The 13,929-nt window shown below is 70.3% G+C and carries 14 protein-coding genes; 7 read left to right on the plus strand and 7 right to left on the minus strand.

Features of this window, described 5'->3' with window-relative positions; all coding sequences use genetic code 11:
* The 5 genes from A5787_RS25865 to A5787_RS25885 form a co-directional block, all read left to right on the plus strand.
* Nucleotides 1-559: 2-oxo acid dehydrogenase subunit E2 (locus A5787_RS25865; RefSeq protein ID WP_197507415.1), on the plus strand; the 559-nt coding region annotated here is incomplete at its 5' end.
* 15 nt (nucleotides 560-574) lie between these two features.
* Nucleotides 575-1,486: a TIGR01777 family oxidoreductase gene (locus A5787_RS25870; protein WP_066972517.1), complete on the plus strand. Its 912-nt coding sequence runs from the start codon at nucleotides 575-577 to the stop codon at nucleotides 1,484-1,486.
* A gap of 48 nt (nucleotides 1,487-1,534) precedes the next feature.
* A complete protein-coding gene (gene lipB, locus A5787_RS25875) occupies nucleotides 1,535-2,233 on the plus strand; it encodes a lipoyl(octanoyl) transferase LipB (protein ID WP_066972520.1) in 699 nt (232 codons plus the stop codon).
* Nucleotides 2,230-3,156 carry a lipoyl synthase gene (gene lipA / locus A5787_RS25880; protein ID WP_066972523.1) on the plus strand — a complete coding sequence of 309 codons (927 nt, stop codon included), beginning with the start codon at nucleotides 2,230-2,232 and terminating at the stop codon, nucleotides 3,154-3,156. Before lipB ends, lipA begins: the two co-directional genes overlap by 4 nt.
* Before the next feature lie 27 nt (nucleotides 3,157-3,183).
* Nucleotides 3,184-3,936: a DUF4191 domain-containing protein gene (locus tag A5787_RS25885; RefSeq protein WP_066972525.1), complete on the plus strand. Its 753-nt coding sequence runs from the start codon at nucleotides 3,184-3,186 to the stop codon at nucleotides 3,934-3,936.
* Nucleotides 3,937-3,995: 59 nt separating this feature from the next.
* Here the strand turns inward: A5787_RS25885 and A5787_RS25890 are convergent, their stop codons facing one another.
* Entirely contained in the window at nucleotides 3,996-4,427 is a 432-nt protein-coding gene (locus A5787_RS25890; RefSeq protein WP_231994160.1) for an RDD family protein, read from the minus strand.
* 202 nt (nucleotides 4,428-4,629) lie between these two features.
* Here A5787_RS25890 and glnA (A5787_RS25895) point away from each other — a divergent pair, with 202 nt between their 5' ends.
* Nucleotides 4,630-6,066 (plus strand): type I glutamate--ammonia ligase, encoded by a 1,437-nt coding sequence (gene glnA, locus A5787_RS25895; protein WP_066972527.1) that lies wholly within the window; start codon nucleotides 4,630-4,632, stop codon nucleotides 6,064-6,066.
* Between the two features lie 273 nt (nucleotides 6,067-6,339).
* Nucleotides 6,340-6,570, plus strand: a complete 231-nt coding sequence (locus A5787_RS25900; protein WP_066972530.1) for a hypothetical protein — start codon at nucleotides 6,340-6,342, stop codon at nucleotides 6,568-6,570.
* Here A5787_RS25900 and A5787_RS25905 read toward each other — a convergent pair.
* The 6 genes from A5787_RS25905 to A5787_RS27915 all read right to left on the minus strand — a co-directional run bounded on the left by A5787_RS25905 (nucleotide 6,567) and on the right by A5787_RS27915 (nucleotide 13,685).
* The gene (locus A5787_RS25905; RefSeq protein WP_066972535.1) at nucleotides 6,567-6,785 is read right to left on the minus strand and encodes a hypothetical protein; all 219 of its coding nucleotides are present in this window, start codon (nucleotides 6,783-6,785) and stop codon (nucleotides 6,567-6,569) included. The genes A5787_RS25900 and A5787_RS25905 overlap by 4 nt on opposite strands.
* Before the next feature lie 9 nt (nucleotides 6,786-6,794).
* On the minus strand, nucleotides 6,795-7,655 hold the full coding sequence (locus tag A5787_RS25910; protein WP_066972538.1) for a TIGR03619 family F420-dependent LLM class oxidoreductase: 861 nt from the start codon (nucleotides 7,653-7,655) through the stop codon (nucleotides 6,795-6,797).
* A complete protein-coding gene (locus A5787_RS25915; protein WP_082977454.1) occupies nucleotides 7,652-8,299 on the minus strand; it encodes a PaaI family thioesterase in 648 nt (215 codons plus the stop codon). The genes A5787_RS25910 and A5787_RS25915 overlap by 4 nt, the downstream gene beginning before the upstream one ends.
* Nucleotides 8,296-11,280, minus strand: a complete 2,985-nt coding sequence (locus A5787_RS25920; protein ID WP_066972544.1) for a bifunctional [glutamine synthetase] adenylyltransferase/[glutamine synthetase]-adenylyl-L-tyrosine phosphorylase — start codon at nucleotides 11,278-11,280, stop codon at nucleotides 8,296-8,298. Before A5787_RS25920 ends, A5787_RS25915 begins: the two co-directional genes overlap by 4 nt.
* 51 nt (nucleotides 11,281-11,331) lie before the next feature.
* Nucleotides 11,332-12,672, minus strand: a complete 1,341-nt coding sequence (gene glnA / locus A5787_RS25925) for a type I glutamate--ammonia ligase (protein WP_066972563.1) — start codon at nucleotides 12,670-12,672, stop codon at nucleotides 11,332-11,334.
* Nucleotides 12,673-12,761: 89 nt separating this feature from the next.
* A complete protein-coding gene (locus A5787_RS27915; protein ID WP_066972566.1) occupies nucleotides 12,762-13,685 on the minus strand; it encodes a hypothetical protein in 924 nt (307 codons plus the stop codon).
* Between the last annotated feature and the right edge of the window lie 244 nt (nucleotides 13,686-13,929).

Below are 13,929 nucleotides of genomic sequence, written 5' to 3' on the forward strand. Positions count from 1 at the left end.
GGGCGTGAACCTGACCTTCCTGCCGTTCATCGCCCGGGCCGTGATCGACGCCCTGAAGATCCACCCGAACATCAACGCCAGCTACAACGAGGACACCAAGGAGATCACCTACTACGACGCCGAACACCTCGGCTTCGCCGTCGACACCGAGCAGGGGCTGCTCTCCCCCGTCGTCCACAACGCCGGCGACCTGTCGCTGGCGGGGCTGGCCAGGGCGATCGCCGACATCGCCGAGCGCGCCCGCTCGGGAAACCTGAAGCCCGACGAGTTGTCCGGCGGGACCTTCACGATCACCAACATCGGCAGCCAGGGCGCGTTGTTCGACACCCCGATCCTGGTTCCGCCGCAGGCCGCGATGTTGGGCACCGGCGCGATCGTCAAGCGGCCGCGGGTGATCGTCGACGAATTCGGCAACGAGTCGATCGGTGTCCGTTCCGTGTGTTATCTCCCGCTGACCTACGACCATCGGCTGATCGACGGGGCCGACGCCGGACGTTTCCTCACCACGATCAAGCACCGACTCGAAGAGGCAGCGTTCGAGGCCGATCTGGGTCTTTAGGAGGCTTGGGGAACTGTGGCCAAGCCCGTCATCGCGATAGCGGGTTCGTCCGGCCTGATCGGGTCGGCTTTGGCTGCGGCTTTGCGCGCCGCCGACCACCCGGTGCTGCGCATCGTGCGCCGGACGCCGGCGAATTCCGAGGAACTGCACTGGAACCCCGAGAGCGGCGATTTCGACGCCGACGCGCTGGTCGACGTCGACGTCGTCGTCAACCTGTGCGGGGTCAACATCGGCCAGCGCCGCTGGTCGGGTGCCTTCAAGCAGAGCCTGCGCGACAGCCGCATCGCCCCCACCGAGGTGCTGGCCAACGCCGTCGCCGACGCGGGCGTGGAAACCCTGATCAACGCCAGCGCGGTGGGCTACTACGGAAACACCAAAGACCGCGTCGTCGACGAAAACGCCAGGGCGGGAAGGGGTTTCCTGGCCCAACTGTGTGAGGACTGGGAGGCCGCCACGCTGCCGGCCCAATACGCCGGCACCCGGGTGGTGCTGGCCCGCACCGGTCTGGTGCTGACCCGGTCGGGCGGGGCGCTGCGCCGGTTGCGGCCGCTGTTTGCGACCGGCCTCGGCGCCCGGCTGGGCAGCGGCCGCCAATACATGTCCTGGATCACCCTCGAGGACGAGGTGCGCGCGCTGCTGTTCGCAATCTCCCACCCGTCGCTGTCGGGCCCGGTGAACATGACCGGACCGGCCCCGGTGACCAACGCGGAGTTCACCACCGCCTTCGGCCGGGCCGTCAACCGCCCCACCCCGCTGATGCTGCCCGGCTTCGCGGTGCGGGCCGCGCTCGGCGAGTTCGCCGACGAGGGGCTGCTCATCGGCCAGCGCGCGATCCCGTCGGCGCTGGAGCGCGCCGGTTTCCAGTTCCACCACAACACCATTGGCGAGGGGCTCGCCTACGCCACCGCCCGGCGCGATCACGACTAGCGGCGATCGCAAGCGCGGCGGTGTCGCCGGGCGAGTAGCGTCACGAACGTGAGTTCTTCCATCCGGTCGAGCGTGACCGCGATCGACGTCCAACAGCTGGGGACGGTCGAGTACCGCACCGCCTGGCAGCTGCAGCGCGACCTGGCCGACGCCCGGGTCGCCGGCGGGCCCGACACGCTGCTGCTCCTGGAGCACCCCGCGGTCTACACGGCCGGGCGCCGCACCGAACCGCACGAGCGGCCGGTTGATGGCACCCCCGTCGTCGATACCGACCGCGGCGGCAAGATCACCTGGCACGGGCCCGGACAGCTGGTCGGATACCCGGTGATCGGGCTGGCCGAACCGCTCGATGTGGTGAAATACGTTCGGCGCCTTGAGGAATCGCTGATGAGGGTATGCGCCGACCTGGGCCTGGACACCGTCCGGGTCGACGGGCGGTCGGGGGCCTGGGTGCCGGCCGGCGGCGGCCGGCCCGCGCGCAAGGTCGCCGCCATCGGCGTGCGGGTGGCGCGCGCCACCACGTTGCACGGGTTCGCGCTCAACTGCGATTGCGATCTGGGCGCGTTCACCGCGATCGTCCCGTGCGGCATCAGCGACGCCGGGGTGACGTCCCTGTCCGCCGAATTGGGGCGGACGGTTGCGGTCGACGAGGTGCGGACGGCGGTCGCGGCCGCGGTCTGCGCCGCGCTGGACGGCGTCCTTCCGGTGCGGGAACAGCCCGTCGCCCGCGTAGCATCAGGCATGTGACTGTCGCTCCCGAAGGACGCAAACTGCTGCGCCTGGAGGTGCGCAACGCCCAGACCCCGATCGAGCGCAAGCCGCCGTGGATCAAGGTCCGGGCGCGGATGGGACCCGAGTACACCCAGCTCAAGGGCCTGGTCCGGCGCGAGGGCCTGCACACCGTCTGCGAAGAGGCCGGTTGCCCCAACATCTTCGAGTGCTGGGAGGACCGGGAGGCCACCTTCCTGATCGGCGGCGACCAGTGCACCCGCCGCTGCGACTTCTGCCAGATCGACACCGGCAAGCCCGCCGCCCTGGACCGCGGCGAACCCCGGCGGGTCGCCGACAGCGTGCGCGCGATGGGGCTGCGCTACGCGACGGTGACCGGCGTCGCCCGCGACGACCTGCCCGACGGCGGTGCCTGGCTGTACGCGGAGACGGTGCGCGCCATCAAGGAGCTCAACCCGTCGACCGGCGTCGAGCTGCTGATCCCCGACTTCAACGGCGCGCCCTCGCGGCTGGCGGAGGTATTCGAGTCGCGCCCGGAAGTGTTGGCGCACAACGTCGAAACCGTGCCGCGCATCTTCAAGCGGATCCGGCCCGCGTTCACCTACCGGCGCAGCCTGGACGTGATCACCGCGGCCCGCGACGCCGGCCTGGTCACCAAGAGCAACCTGATCCTGGGGCTGGGCGAAATCGCCGACGAGGTGCGCAGCGCGCTGGCCGACCTGCGCGCCGCGGGCTGCGACATCGTGACGATCACCCAATACCTGCGCCCGACGGCGCGCCACCACCCGGTCGAGCGCTGGGTGACGCCCGAGGAGTTCGCCGAATTCGCCCGCGACGCCGAGGCCCTGGGCTTTTCGGGGGTGCTGGCCGGCCCGCTGGTGCGGTCGTCGTACCGGGCGGGGCGGCTGTACGCGCAAGCCGTTGCCAGCCGCGCCTCCTGACTGGGCACGTACGTATCCTTGGTGACTATGGCTAAACCCCGCACTGCCGCCGAGAACAAGGCCGCCAGGGCTCAGGCGGCCGCCGCCCGCAAGGCCGCCGCCAAGGAGCGGCGCGGCCAGCTGTGGCAGGCGTTCAACATGCAGCGCAAGGAGGACAAGCGCCTGCTGCCGTACATGATCGGCGCCTTCGTGCTGATCGTCGGCATCTCGGTGGGCGTCGGCGTGTGGGCCGGTGGGTTGACCATGCTCACGCTCGTCCCGCTCGGCGTGCTGCTGGGCGTCCTGGTCATGTTCATCATCTTCAGCCGCCGGGCCCAGCGCTCGATTTACACCAAAGCCGAGGGTCAAACCGGCGCCGCGGCGTGGGTGCTGGACAACCTGCGGGGCAAGTGGCGGGTGACCCCCGGCGTCGCCGCGACGGGCCACTTCGACGCCGTGCACCGGGTGCTCGGCCGGCCCGGGGTCATCCTGGTCGGCGAGGGCGCGGCGGCCCGGGTCAAACCGCTGCTGGCCCAGGAGAAGAAGCGCACCGCCCGGCTGGTCGGCGAGGCGCCGATCTACGACATCGTCGTCGGCAACGGCGAGGGTGAGGTGCCGTTGGGCAAGCTGGAGCGCCACCTCACGCGCCTGCCGAACAACATCACCACCAAACAAATCGACTCGCTCGAGTCGCGGTTGGCCGCCCTGGGATCGCGGGCCGGCGCCGGCGTCATGCCCAAGGGGCCGCTGCCGAACGCGGGCAAGATGAAGGGCGTGCAGCGCACCGTGCGCCGCAGGTAGCGATTAGCGGCGATCGCAAGCGCGGCGGAGCCGGGCGCTGCGGGTCGCCGCCATCCGATTCAACGCCGGACCACCGCCGTGCCGCTGAGGCGATCGTGCAGGCCCCGGCCGTCGAAATCGGTGAACAGCGCCGGAATGACCACCGCGACGAGCGCCCCGCGCACCGCCAACCGGCCCAGCCCGACCGGCACGCGGCCGTCGACCGACGCCACCTGCAGGCCCAGCACCAAATGCCCCGGCGTGAAACTGAACAGGCGCACCGCCACCAGGCCCAGCACGAGCCACACGACCAGCACCGCGGTCGCCAGCACCCGTTGGGACAAGAGGCCGAATGCCATGGCCAGCGCCGCCAGGCCGTAGGCGATCAGCCAGTCGATCATCAGCGCGGCCAGCCGGCGGCCCATCGGCGCCAGCGATCCCGGTCCCCGCTCCGGCAGGCCGAGCCGCTCCCCGGGATAGGTCGATCGCGCCCCCGGCAAACCCTCGGTCACAGGGGCCGCCGAGACCTAGTGCGCCCGTGCAACCGAGCAGATACGATCTTGCGGGTCATGGCCCCACAATAGAACCGCCAGCGACCCGGATTCAGCTGCGGGGAGCATGGTCACGTAACGTCTGCGAAACATCGGGTTGACCGACGGGCAACATGCGCTCCATAGCGTCAGGCCGCGGATCACCAAGTAAAGGAGCAATTCTGTGACGGAAATGACGCCCGACGACGTCTTCAAACTCGCCAAGGACGAGGACGTCGAATTTGTCGACGTCCGGTTCTGTGACTTGCCAGGCATCATGCAGCACTTCACGATTCCGATTTCGTTTTTCGACGAGAGCGTTTTCGAGGACGGCCTGGCCTTCGACGGCTCGTCGATTCGCGGGTTCCAGTCCATCCACGAGTCCGACATGCTGCTCCTGCCCGACCCCCAGACCGCGCGCATCGACCTGTTCACCGAAGCCAAGACGCTGAACATGAACTTCTTTGTGCACGACCCGTTCACCCTCGAGCCGTACTCGCGCGACCCGCGCAACATCGCGCGCAAGGCGGAGAACTACCTCATCAGCACCGGCGTCGCCGACACCGCGTACTTCGGCGCCGAGGCCGAGTTCTACATCTTCGACTCGGTGAGCTTCGACTCGCGGACCAACGGCTCCTTCTACGAGGTGGACGCGATCTCCGGCTGGTGGAACACCGGCGAGCCCAACGAGACCGACGGCAGCCCCAACCGCGGCTACAAGGTCCGCCCCAAGGGTGGGTACTTCCCCGTCGCCCCCGTCGACCACTACGTCGACCTGCGCGGCAGGATGCTGCACAACCTGATCACGTCGGGCTTCAGCCTGGAAAAGGGCCACCACGAGGTGGGCAGCGGCGGGCAGGCCGAGATCAACTACAAGTTCAACACCCTGCTGCACGCTGCCGACGACATGCAGCTGTACAAGTACATCGTCAAGAACACCGCGTGGCAGGCGGGCAAGACCGTCACGTTCATGCCCAAGCCGCTGTTCGGCGACAACGGTTCCGGGATGCACACCCACCAGTCGCTGTGGAAGGACGGCAGCCCGTTGATGTACGACGAGACCGGCTACGCCGGCCTGTCGGACACGGCGCGCCACTACATCGGCGGCCTACTGCACCACGCGCCGTCGCTGCTGGCCTTCACCAACCCGACGGTGAACTCCTACAAGCGCCTGGTGCCCGGCTTCGAGGCGCCGATCAACCTGGTGTACAGCCAGCGCAACCGCTCGGCGTGCGTGCGCATCCCGATCACCGGCAGCAACCCGAAGGCCAAGCGGCTGGAGTTCCGTTGCCCGGACTCGTCGGGCAACCCGTACCTGGCGTTCTCGGCCATGCTGATGGCCGGGCTGGACGGCATCAAGAACAAGATCGAGCCGCAGGCGCCGGTCGACAAGGACCTCTACGAGCTGCCGCCCGAGGAGGCCGCGAACATCCCGCAGGCGCCCACCCAGCTGTCCGCGGTGATCGACCGGCTGGAGGCCGACCACGAATACCTCACCGAGGGAGGCGTTTTCACGCCCGACCTGATCGAGACGTGGATCAGCTTCAAGCGCGAGAACGAGATCCTGCCGGTCCAAATCCGGCCGCACCCCTACGAGTTCGCGCTCTACTACGACGTTTAAACGCGCACAGCGATTTTGGAGCGAGTCACCCGCTCGTCGATCACCATGAGACGAGCGGGTGCCACTCGTCAGCTTCGACTCACCACGTCGGCGGACAGGCTCGACGCGACGACGCCACCCGCGCCGAAACATAAATCATGGCGGACCGCAGCGGCGAGTCTTCGCAACTGGTTATGTGTCGCGGCCCCGGCGCCGCTTCCCGCCCCCTCGTTGTTGGCCGAGGTGTAGCTGGGATGTGACCTTTTCGCGACGGCGACAAAGGACGCTCATCTCATGACTGCGCTCGCGCTCATCGCCGCGCTCGGGACAGCCCTGTGCCTCGGCTACTACCTCGGGCGGCGCGCGGGCTCCCAGCCGAAGACCTGGAAGAGGCGAACCAGCCGGATGGCGCTGGGCCGGCTGGCGGTCAACCTGGTCCTGCTAGTGGCCGCGCGGCGCCTCCTCACGCTGAGAGTTGTTGGCCCGCTTGGCCCTTTGCGGGCTAGCTTCGCGCGGCCGCGCTAATTGGGCCGTCGGCCCATGATCCCGCGGGTCATCCTGACCGGCTGCCCCTCGGCCATCTCAACGACCTCCAGCCAGCCCCCCGGAGCGATGTAGTGCCGTTCGACGTCCTCGCGGTGCATGTTGATGATCAGCACCCCCGCATCGGTGACCTCGTAGCTGTCGAAGGCACCGTAGTCCCGCGGTTCGCCGTTGCTGAACACCACTGTGAAGGCCACTGCCAAAGTTTAACCGTCGAGCGCCAGGTCCTTGCGGAAGCGCTGCATGCCGTCGATCTTGTCGGCCAACGTCGCGTCGGGCCCGGCGTAGAACATCCACGGCATGGTGATGATGCCGGTGATGCCGGCATCGGCGGCGCGCCGGTAGTCGGCGGTGGTGAAGGCGTCGGTCAGCGGCGTCAGGACGGTGAAATCGTCCAGCGAACGCCCGCTTTCGGCCCGTAGTTCCCGCAGCCGGCCCACCGCCTCGATCGCCCGGTCGGTCTTGATCAGGTCGCCGATCCAGCCGTCGTGGCGGGCCGCGCGGCGCAGGGCGACGTCGCTGAGCCCGCCGACGTACACCGGTATCGGCGGCGGCGTCGGCTCCATCTCCAGCCGCGGCGCCCCGTAGTACTCGCCCTCGAATTCGGTCCAGCCCGGCTGCCAGAGCGCCCGCATCAGGTCGATGATCTCGTCGGTGCGCTTGCCGCGCGCGGCGAACTGCTCGCCCATCAGCGTGAACTCCTCGCGGCACCAGCCGACGCCGATGCCGAGCTCCACCCGCCCGGACGCCAGAACCGCGGCGGTGCCAATGGCTTTGGCCGCGGAATAGGGGTTGCGCATCGCCGGGATGTAGACGGTGGTGACGAACCGCAGCCGCGTGGTGACCTGGGCCAGCGCGCCGACCAGAACCCACGGGTCGGGCCAGTCGGTGAACGGCTGCCAGCGCCGCTGGCCGTCCTTGGTGTACGGATACGGGGTGTCCAGGGTCTCCAGGTTGACGACGTGGTCGGGGATGCCGATGCCGTCGTAGCCGAGTTCGTCGGCGGCCTTGGCGATCTCGATGATCTCCCGGGTGTTCAAGAAGGCGCTGCTGACGTAGAACTTCATTGCGCTTCCCGTGCCCAGGACGGCTCGATGAAGACGCCCTCGGCCTCGACGGTCACACCGGTGGTGTCCGAAATGGTGCCGCGGGCAAAGACTTTCACACCCTCCTTGCCCTCGATCCAGGCCTCGGACCGAAGCGGGCCCAGTGGGGTGCCGCGCAGGTACTTCACGGTGATGGTTCCGGTGAACCGCGGCTTGGACAGCCCCTCGCTGGCCGCCTCGCCCAGCATGTGGTCGAGCACCAGGGCGCTCACCCCGCCGTGTACCAGCTTGGGCGGGCCCTCGTAGGCCGCCCCGAGGACGAACTCGCTCCAGCACCGGCCGCCGCCGTCGTGGTGGACGATGACGGGCGGGGCGATCGGGTTTCCCAGGCCGATCGCGGCGTTTCCCAGCGTCAGCGGGCGGCCGCCGTCGACGCGGTAGCTCACCCCGATCGGCCGGGTCCGTTGCCGCAACGACTCGGTGACGGCCTCGATCGTGGATCGCGCGTTGGCGACGACGTCGGCGTCGGCGTCGGTGCGGATGGTGGCGTCGATGAGTTCCCGGACCGCGTCGGCCAACGGCGCGTAAAGCGCCGTCACGCGACCGGCCTCCTCCGCGCTGAGCACCTCGAAAATGGCATCCAACGCGCCGGCCTCCTGACTCAACTCCCGAACACCTTCCGCACGACCGCTTTCGCGCGTCGCGTCACCCGAAGATAGTTGTCCAGGAATTCGCCGCCGTCGTCGGTGGGCCAGCCCGCGGCGACGGCGACCGCATTGAGCTGGCGTCCGGGCCCCGGCAGCTGGTCGGTGGGCTTGCCGCGGACCAGCACCAGCGCGTTGCGCGCCCGCGTGGCCGTCAGCCAGGCCTGCCGCAGCAGGTCTACGTCGTCCGCCGGCACCAGGTTGGCGGCGGCGATCGCGTCCAGGGATTGCAGCGTCGAGGTGTTGTGCAGGGCCGGGATCTCGTGCGCGTGGCGCAGCTGCATGAGCTGCACGGTCCACTCGATGTCGGCCAGCCCCCCGCGCCCCAGCTTGGTGTGGGTGTTGGGGTCGGCGCCCCGCGGCAGCCGCTCGGATTCGACGCGGGCCTTGATGCGGCGAATCTCCCGCACCGCATCGGCCGACACCCCGTTGGGCGGATAGCGCGTCTGGTCGGCCATCAGCAGGAACCGCTGGCCCAGCTCGGCGTCGCCGGCGACCGCGTGCGCGCGCAGCAGGGCCTGGATCTCCCATGGCTGCGCCCACTGCGCGTAGTACGCGGTGTAGGAGCTCAGCGTGCGGACCAGCGGGCCGTTGCGGCCCTCGGGCCGCAAGTTCATGTCGACTTCCAGCGGCGGGTCGACGCTGGGGGTGCCGAGCAGCGCCCGTATCTGCTCGGCGATCGACGTCGACCACCGCACCGCCCGCGAATCCTCCACACCGGGGGCCGGCTCGCAGACGAACATCACGTCGGCGTCGGAGCCGTAGCCCAGCTCGGCGCCGCCCAGCCGGCCCATCCCGATGACCGCCAGGGCCGCCGGTGCGCGGCCGTCCTCGGGCAGGTTGGCCCGGACCATCGCGTCCAGGGCGGCCTGCAGCACGGCCACCCACACCGACGTGAGCGCCCGGCACACGTCGGTCACCTCGAGAAACCCCAGCAGATCGGCGGAGCCGATGCGAGCCAGCTCCCGGCGCCGCAGCGTGCGCGCCGCGGCGATGGCGCGCACCGGGTCGGCGGGCCGGCACGCCGAGGCGACCAGCGCGCGGGCCACGGCGGCGGGCTCGGTCTCGAGCAGTTTCGGGCCGGCGGCGCCGTCGCTGTAGTCCTGGATCACCCGGGGCGCGCGCATCAACAGGTCCGGCACGTAGGCGGAGGTCCCCAGCACGTGCATGAGCCGCCGGGCCACCGCGGGCTTGTCCCGCAGCGTGGACAGGTACCAGGTCTCCCCCGCCAGCGCCTCGGACAGCCGCCGGTAGGCCAGCAGCCCGCCGTCGGGGTCGGGCGCGTAGGACATCCAGTTCAGCAGCCGGGGCAGCAGCACCGACTGCACCCGGCCGCGGCGGCCGCTCTGGTTGACCAGCGCCGACATGTGCTTCAAGGCGGTCTGCGGGCCCTCGTAGCCCAGCGCGGCCAGCTGGCGCTCCGCGCCCTCGGAGGTAATGCCGTGCGCCATCTCCAGCCCGGCCGGCCCGATCGACTCCAGCAGCGGCTGATAGAAGAGCTTGGCGTGCAGCTCGGAGACCCGCACGTTCTGGTGGCGCAGCTCCTCGCGCAGCACGCCCGCCGCGTCGTGCCGGCCGTCGGGGCGGATGTGCGCCGCGCGCGCCAGCCAGCGCACCGCCTCGTCGTCGTCGGCCTCGGGCAACAGATGGGTGCGCTTGAGCCGCTGCAATTGCAGCCGGTGCTCGAGCAACCGGAGGAACTCATAGGAGGCGGTCAGGTTCGCCGCGTCCTCGCGGCCGATGTAGCCGCCCTGGCCCAACGCGTCCAGCGCATCGACCGTGGAGGCCACGTGCAGCGAGTCGTCGCGGCGGCCGTGCACCAGCTGCAGCAGCTGCACCGCGAACTCCACGTCTCGCAGCCCGCCGCTGCCGAGTTTGAGTTCGCGGCCGCGGACCTCGGCGGGCACCAGCTGCTCCACCCGTCGCCGCATCGCCTGCACCTCGACGACGAAATCCTCACGCTCGCAGGCGATCCAGACCATGGGCATCAGCGCCGCCACGTAGCGCTCGCCAAGGTCGGCGTCGCCGGCGGCCGGCCGGGCCTTCAGCAGCGCCTGGAACTCCCACGTCTTGGCCCAGCGCTGGTAGTAGGCGACGTGCGACTCGATGGTGCGCACCAGCTCACCGCTGCGGCCCTCCGGCCGCAGGCCCGCGTCCACCTGAAAAAAGGCCTCGGAGGCCACCTTCATCATCTCGCCGGCCACCCGGGCGCTCAGCGCATCGGCGCGCTCGGCGACGAAGATGATGTCGACGTCGCTGACGTAATTCAGTTCGCGGGCACCGCATTTACCCATGGCGATGACGGCCAGCCGCGGCGGCGTCCGGTCGCCGCACACGCTGACCTCGGCCACCCGCAGCGCGGCCGCCAAGGCGGCGTCGGCCAGGTCCGACAGCTGGGCGGCCACCACCTTGAACGGCAGCACCGGCTCGTCCTCGACGGTCGGGGCCAGGTCCAGCGCCGCCAGCACCAGCAATTGGTCGCGGTACTCCACACGCAGGCGCGACAGCGCGGAGCCGGGGCCGGCCAGCGCCTCGTCGACGCACGCGGTGAACGTCGCGAGCAACTCATCGCGCGACGGCAGATGGGCCTTGCCGCGCAACAGCTTCCAGGACTGCGGATTGGCGGCGAGATGATCGCCCAGCGCCAGCGAAGAGCCGAGCACGGCGAACAGCCGCCCGCGCAGACCGCGCTCGGTGAGCAGCGCCGCGCTGAGCTCGTCCCAGTCGCTGTCGGGGTTCTCCGCCAGCCGAATCAGGACCCGCAGGGCGGCGTCGGGATCCGGCGCGCGCGACAACGACCACAACCGGTCGACGTAGTCCTGGTCGTCGCGCTCGTACCAACCCAGCTGCGCCAGCCGGTCGCCCGCCGGGGGGTCGATCAGACCGAGTCGGCCCACGCTGGGCAGCCTGGGGCGCTCCGTCGCGGGTTTGGTCACGACCACGACCGTAGCGCAACCGACCGATCTCTCAGCCCGATCGGGATCGCCGGTGAGCTACAGCGACAGGTAGGTGCTCAGCTCGTAGGGCGTGACGTGGCTGCGGTAGTTCGCCCACTCCGAACGCTTGTTGCGCAGGAAGAAGTCAAACACGTGCTCCCCCAACGTTTCCGCGACGAGCTCGGAGGCCTCCATCGCCTTGAGCGCGGCGTCGAGGCTGGTGGGCAGCTCGCGGTAGCCCATGGTGAGTCGCTCCTCGGGCGTGAGGTCCCAGACGTTGTCCTCGGCCTGCGGTCCCAGCACGTAGCCCTTCTCCACCCCGCGCAACCCGGCGGCCAGCAGCACGGCGAACGCCAGATAGGGGTTGCACGCCGAGTCGGGGCTGCGCACCTCGACCCGTCGCGAGGACGTCTTGTGCGGCGTGTACATCGGCACCCGCACCAGGGCCGACCGATTGGCCGCCCCCCACGACGCCGCGGTGGGTGCCTCGCCGCCCTGCACCAGCCGCTTGTAGGAGTTGACCCATTGGTTGGTGACCGCGCTGATCTCCGAGGCGTGCTCGAGGATCCCGGCGATGAACGACTTGCCTACGTCCGACAGCTGCAGCGGGTCGTCGGTGCTGTGGAAGGCGTTGACGTCACCCTCGAACAGGCTCATGTGGGTGTGCATGGCCGAGCCGGGGTGCTCGGCGAACGGCTTGGGCATGAACGACGCCCGCGCGCCGTTTTCGATCGCGACTTCCTTGATGACGTAGCGGAACGTCATCACGTTGTCGGCCATCGACAGTGCGTCCGCGAAGCGCAGATCGATCTCCTGCTGGCCGGGAGCGCCCTCGTGGTGGCTGAACTCGACCGAGATACCCATGAATTCCAGCGCCTCGATCGCGTGCCGGCGGAAGTTGGACGCGGAGTCGTGCACCGCCTGGTCGAAATAGCCGGCGGCGTCGACCGGAAGGGGCCGGGTCCCGTCGTCGGGCCCGGGCTTCAATAGGAAGAACTCGATCTCGGGGTGCACGTAGCAGGAAAAGCCCAGGTCGTTCGCCTTCTGCAGCTGGCGCCGCAGCACGTGGCGGGGGTCCGCCCACGACGGGGAGCCGTCGGGCATGGTGATGTCGCAGAACATCCGCGCGGAGTGGTGGTGGCCGGACGCGGTGGCCCACGGCAGCACCTGGAACGTCGACGGGTCCGGATTCGCCACGGTGTCGGATTCCGAGACGCGCGCGAAGCCCTCGATCGAGGAGCCGTCGAAGCCGATGCCCTCCTCGAAGGCCCCTTCGAGTTCGGCCGGCGCGATGGCAACGGACTTGAGCGTGCCGAGCACATCGGTGAACCAGAGCCGAACGAAGCGGATGTCCCGTTCCTCTAGCGTGCGGAGGACGAATTCCTTCTGTCGATCCATGATCTGACAGTAGGCAACGCCTGTTAAATCCGTGTTACCGAGGCCCGCTCACAACCGTTGCGTTGACCGGCCGCCGCTTGAGTGGGGTACTAAAGGCCGGTGCCGCCGCGGCCGCCGCTGGCGCTGCCGTTGCCGGCACTCATGACGTCGGCGCTGCCGCCACCGCCAACGCCGCCACCTCCGGTGAGGACGTCGCCGACTCCGCCGACGCCACCGGTACCGCCGCCGCTTCCGGTGCCGCCGTTGCCGTTGCCGCCGCCACCACCGTTGCCGCCGCTGCCGCCGCTGCCGCCGGTGCCGCCACCGACGCCGCCGCCGGTACCGCCGCTGCCCCCGATGCCTGCGAGGCCGATGCCACCACCGCCACCGCCGCCGCCGGCGGCGTCCACGGCGGCGGCGGCGGTCCCGGTGACGGTGCCGCCGACGCCACCGTTGAGGACGAAGACGCCGGGACCCGCTCCGTTGCCGCCGGTGCCGCCGGTGATCGTGGTGGCACCGACGTTGACGGCGCCACCTCCGCCACCACCGCCACCGGTACCGCCCTGGACCAGCAAGTTGAAGCCGCCCCCTTGACCTCCGACGCCGCCGCTGCTGCTGACGTCGATGCCGAGGGCGGGATCGATTATTTCCGCGCCGCCGCCTTGACCGCCGGCTCCAGCGGTGCCGCCGTTGCCGCCAGTGGCAAACAAGCCGCCCAATTGGCCGCTGCCGCCGACGCCGCCGCCACCACCGCCACCACCGGCGATGGCACCACTGGTGGTGGTGAGGACGCCTTGGCCGCCGGCACCGCCATTGCCGCCGTGGCCGCCGTTGAAGCCGATACCCCCGGCGCCGCCGTTGCCGCCGGTGCCGCCGACGCCGCCGCTGAAGGTGGTAATGCCGCCCGGGCCACCATCGCCACCGCTGCCGCCATTGCCACCTTGACCGAACAGGCCCAAGCCTTGACCGCCGACACCGCCCGCACCGCCGGCCCCGCCGGTTCCGCCGTTGACAGCGCTTGCGGTGCCGGCCACACCGAGGCCGCCGGTCCCGCCGACACCGCCGGTGCCGCCCAGGCTCAGCAGACCAATGCCAGCGCCGCCTGCCCCGCCGGCTCCACCAACACCACCGCCCGCCGAGCCGGCGCCCCCGGCGCCGCCGACACCGCCGTTGCCGAAGAGGATGCCGCCGGTGCCGCCCCCCCCCCCCCCCCCCGCCCGCCCCCCCCCCCCCCCCCCCCCCCCCCCCCCCCCCCCCCCCCCCCCCCCCCCGCCGCCG

The organism is Mycobacterium sp. 852002-50816_SCH5313054-b (assembly GCF_001667185.1).
Lineage (GTDB): Bacteria > Actinomycetota > Actinomycetes > Mycobacteriales > Mycobacteriaceae > Mycobacterium.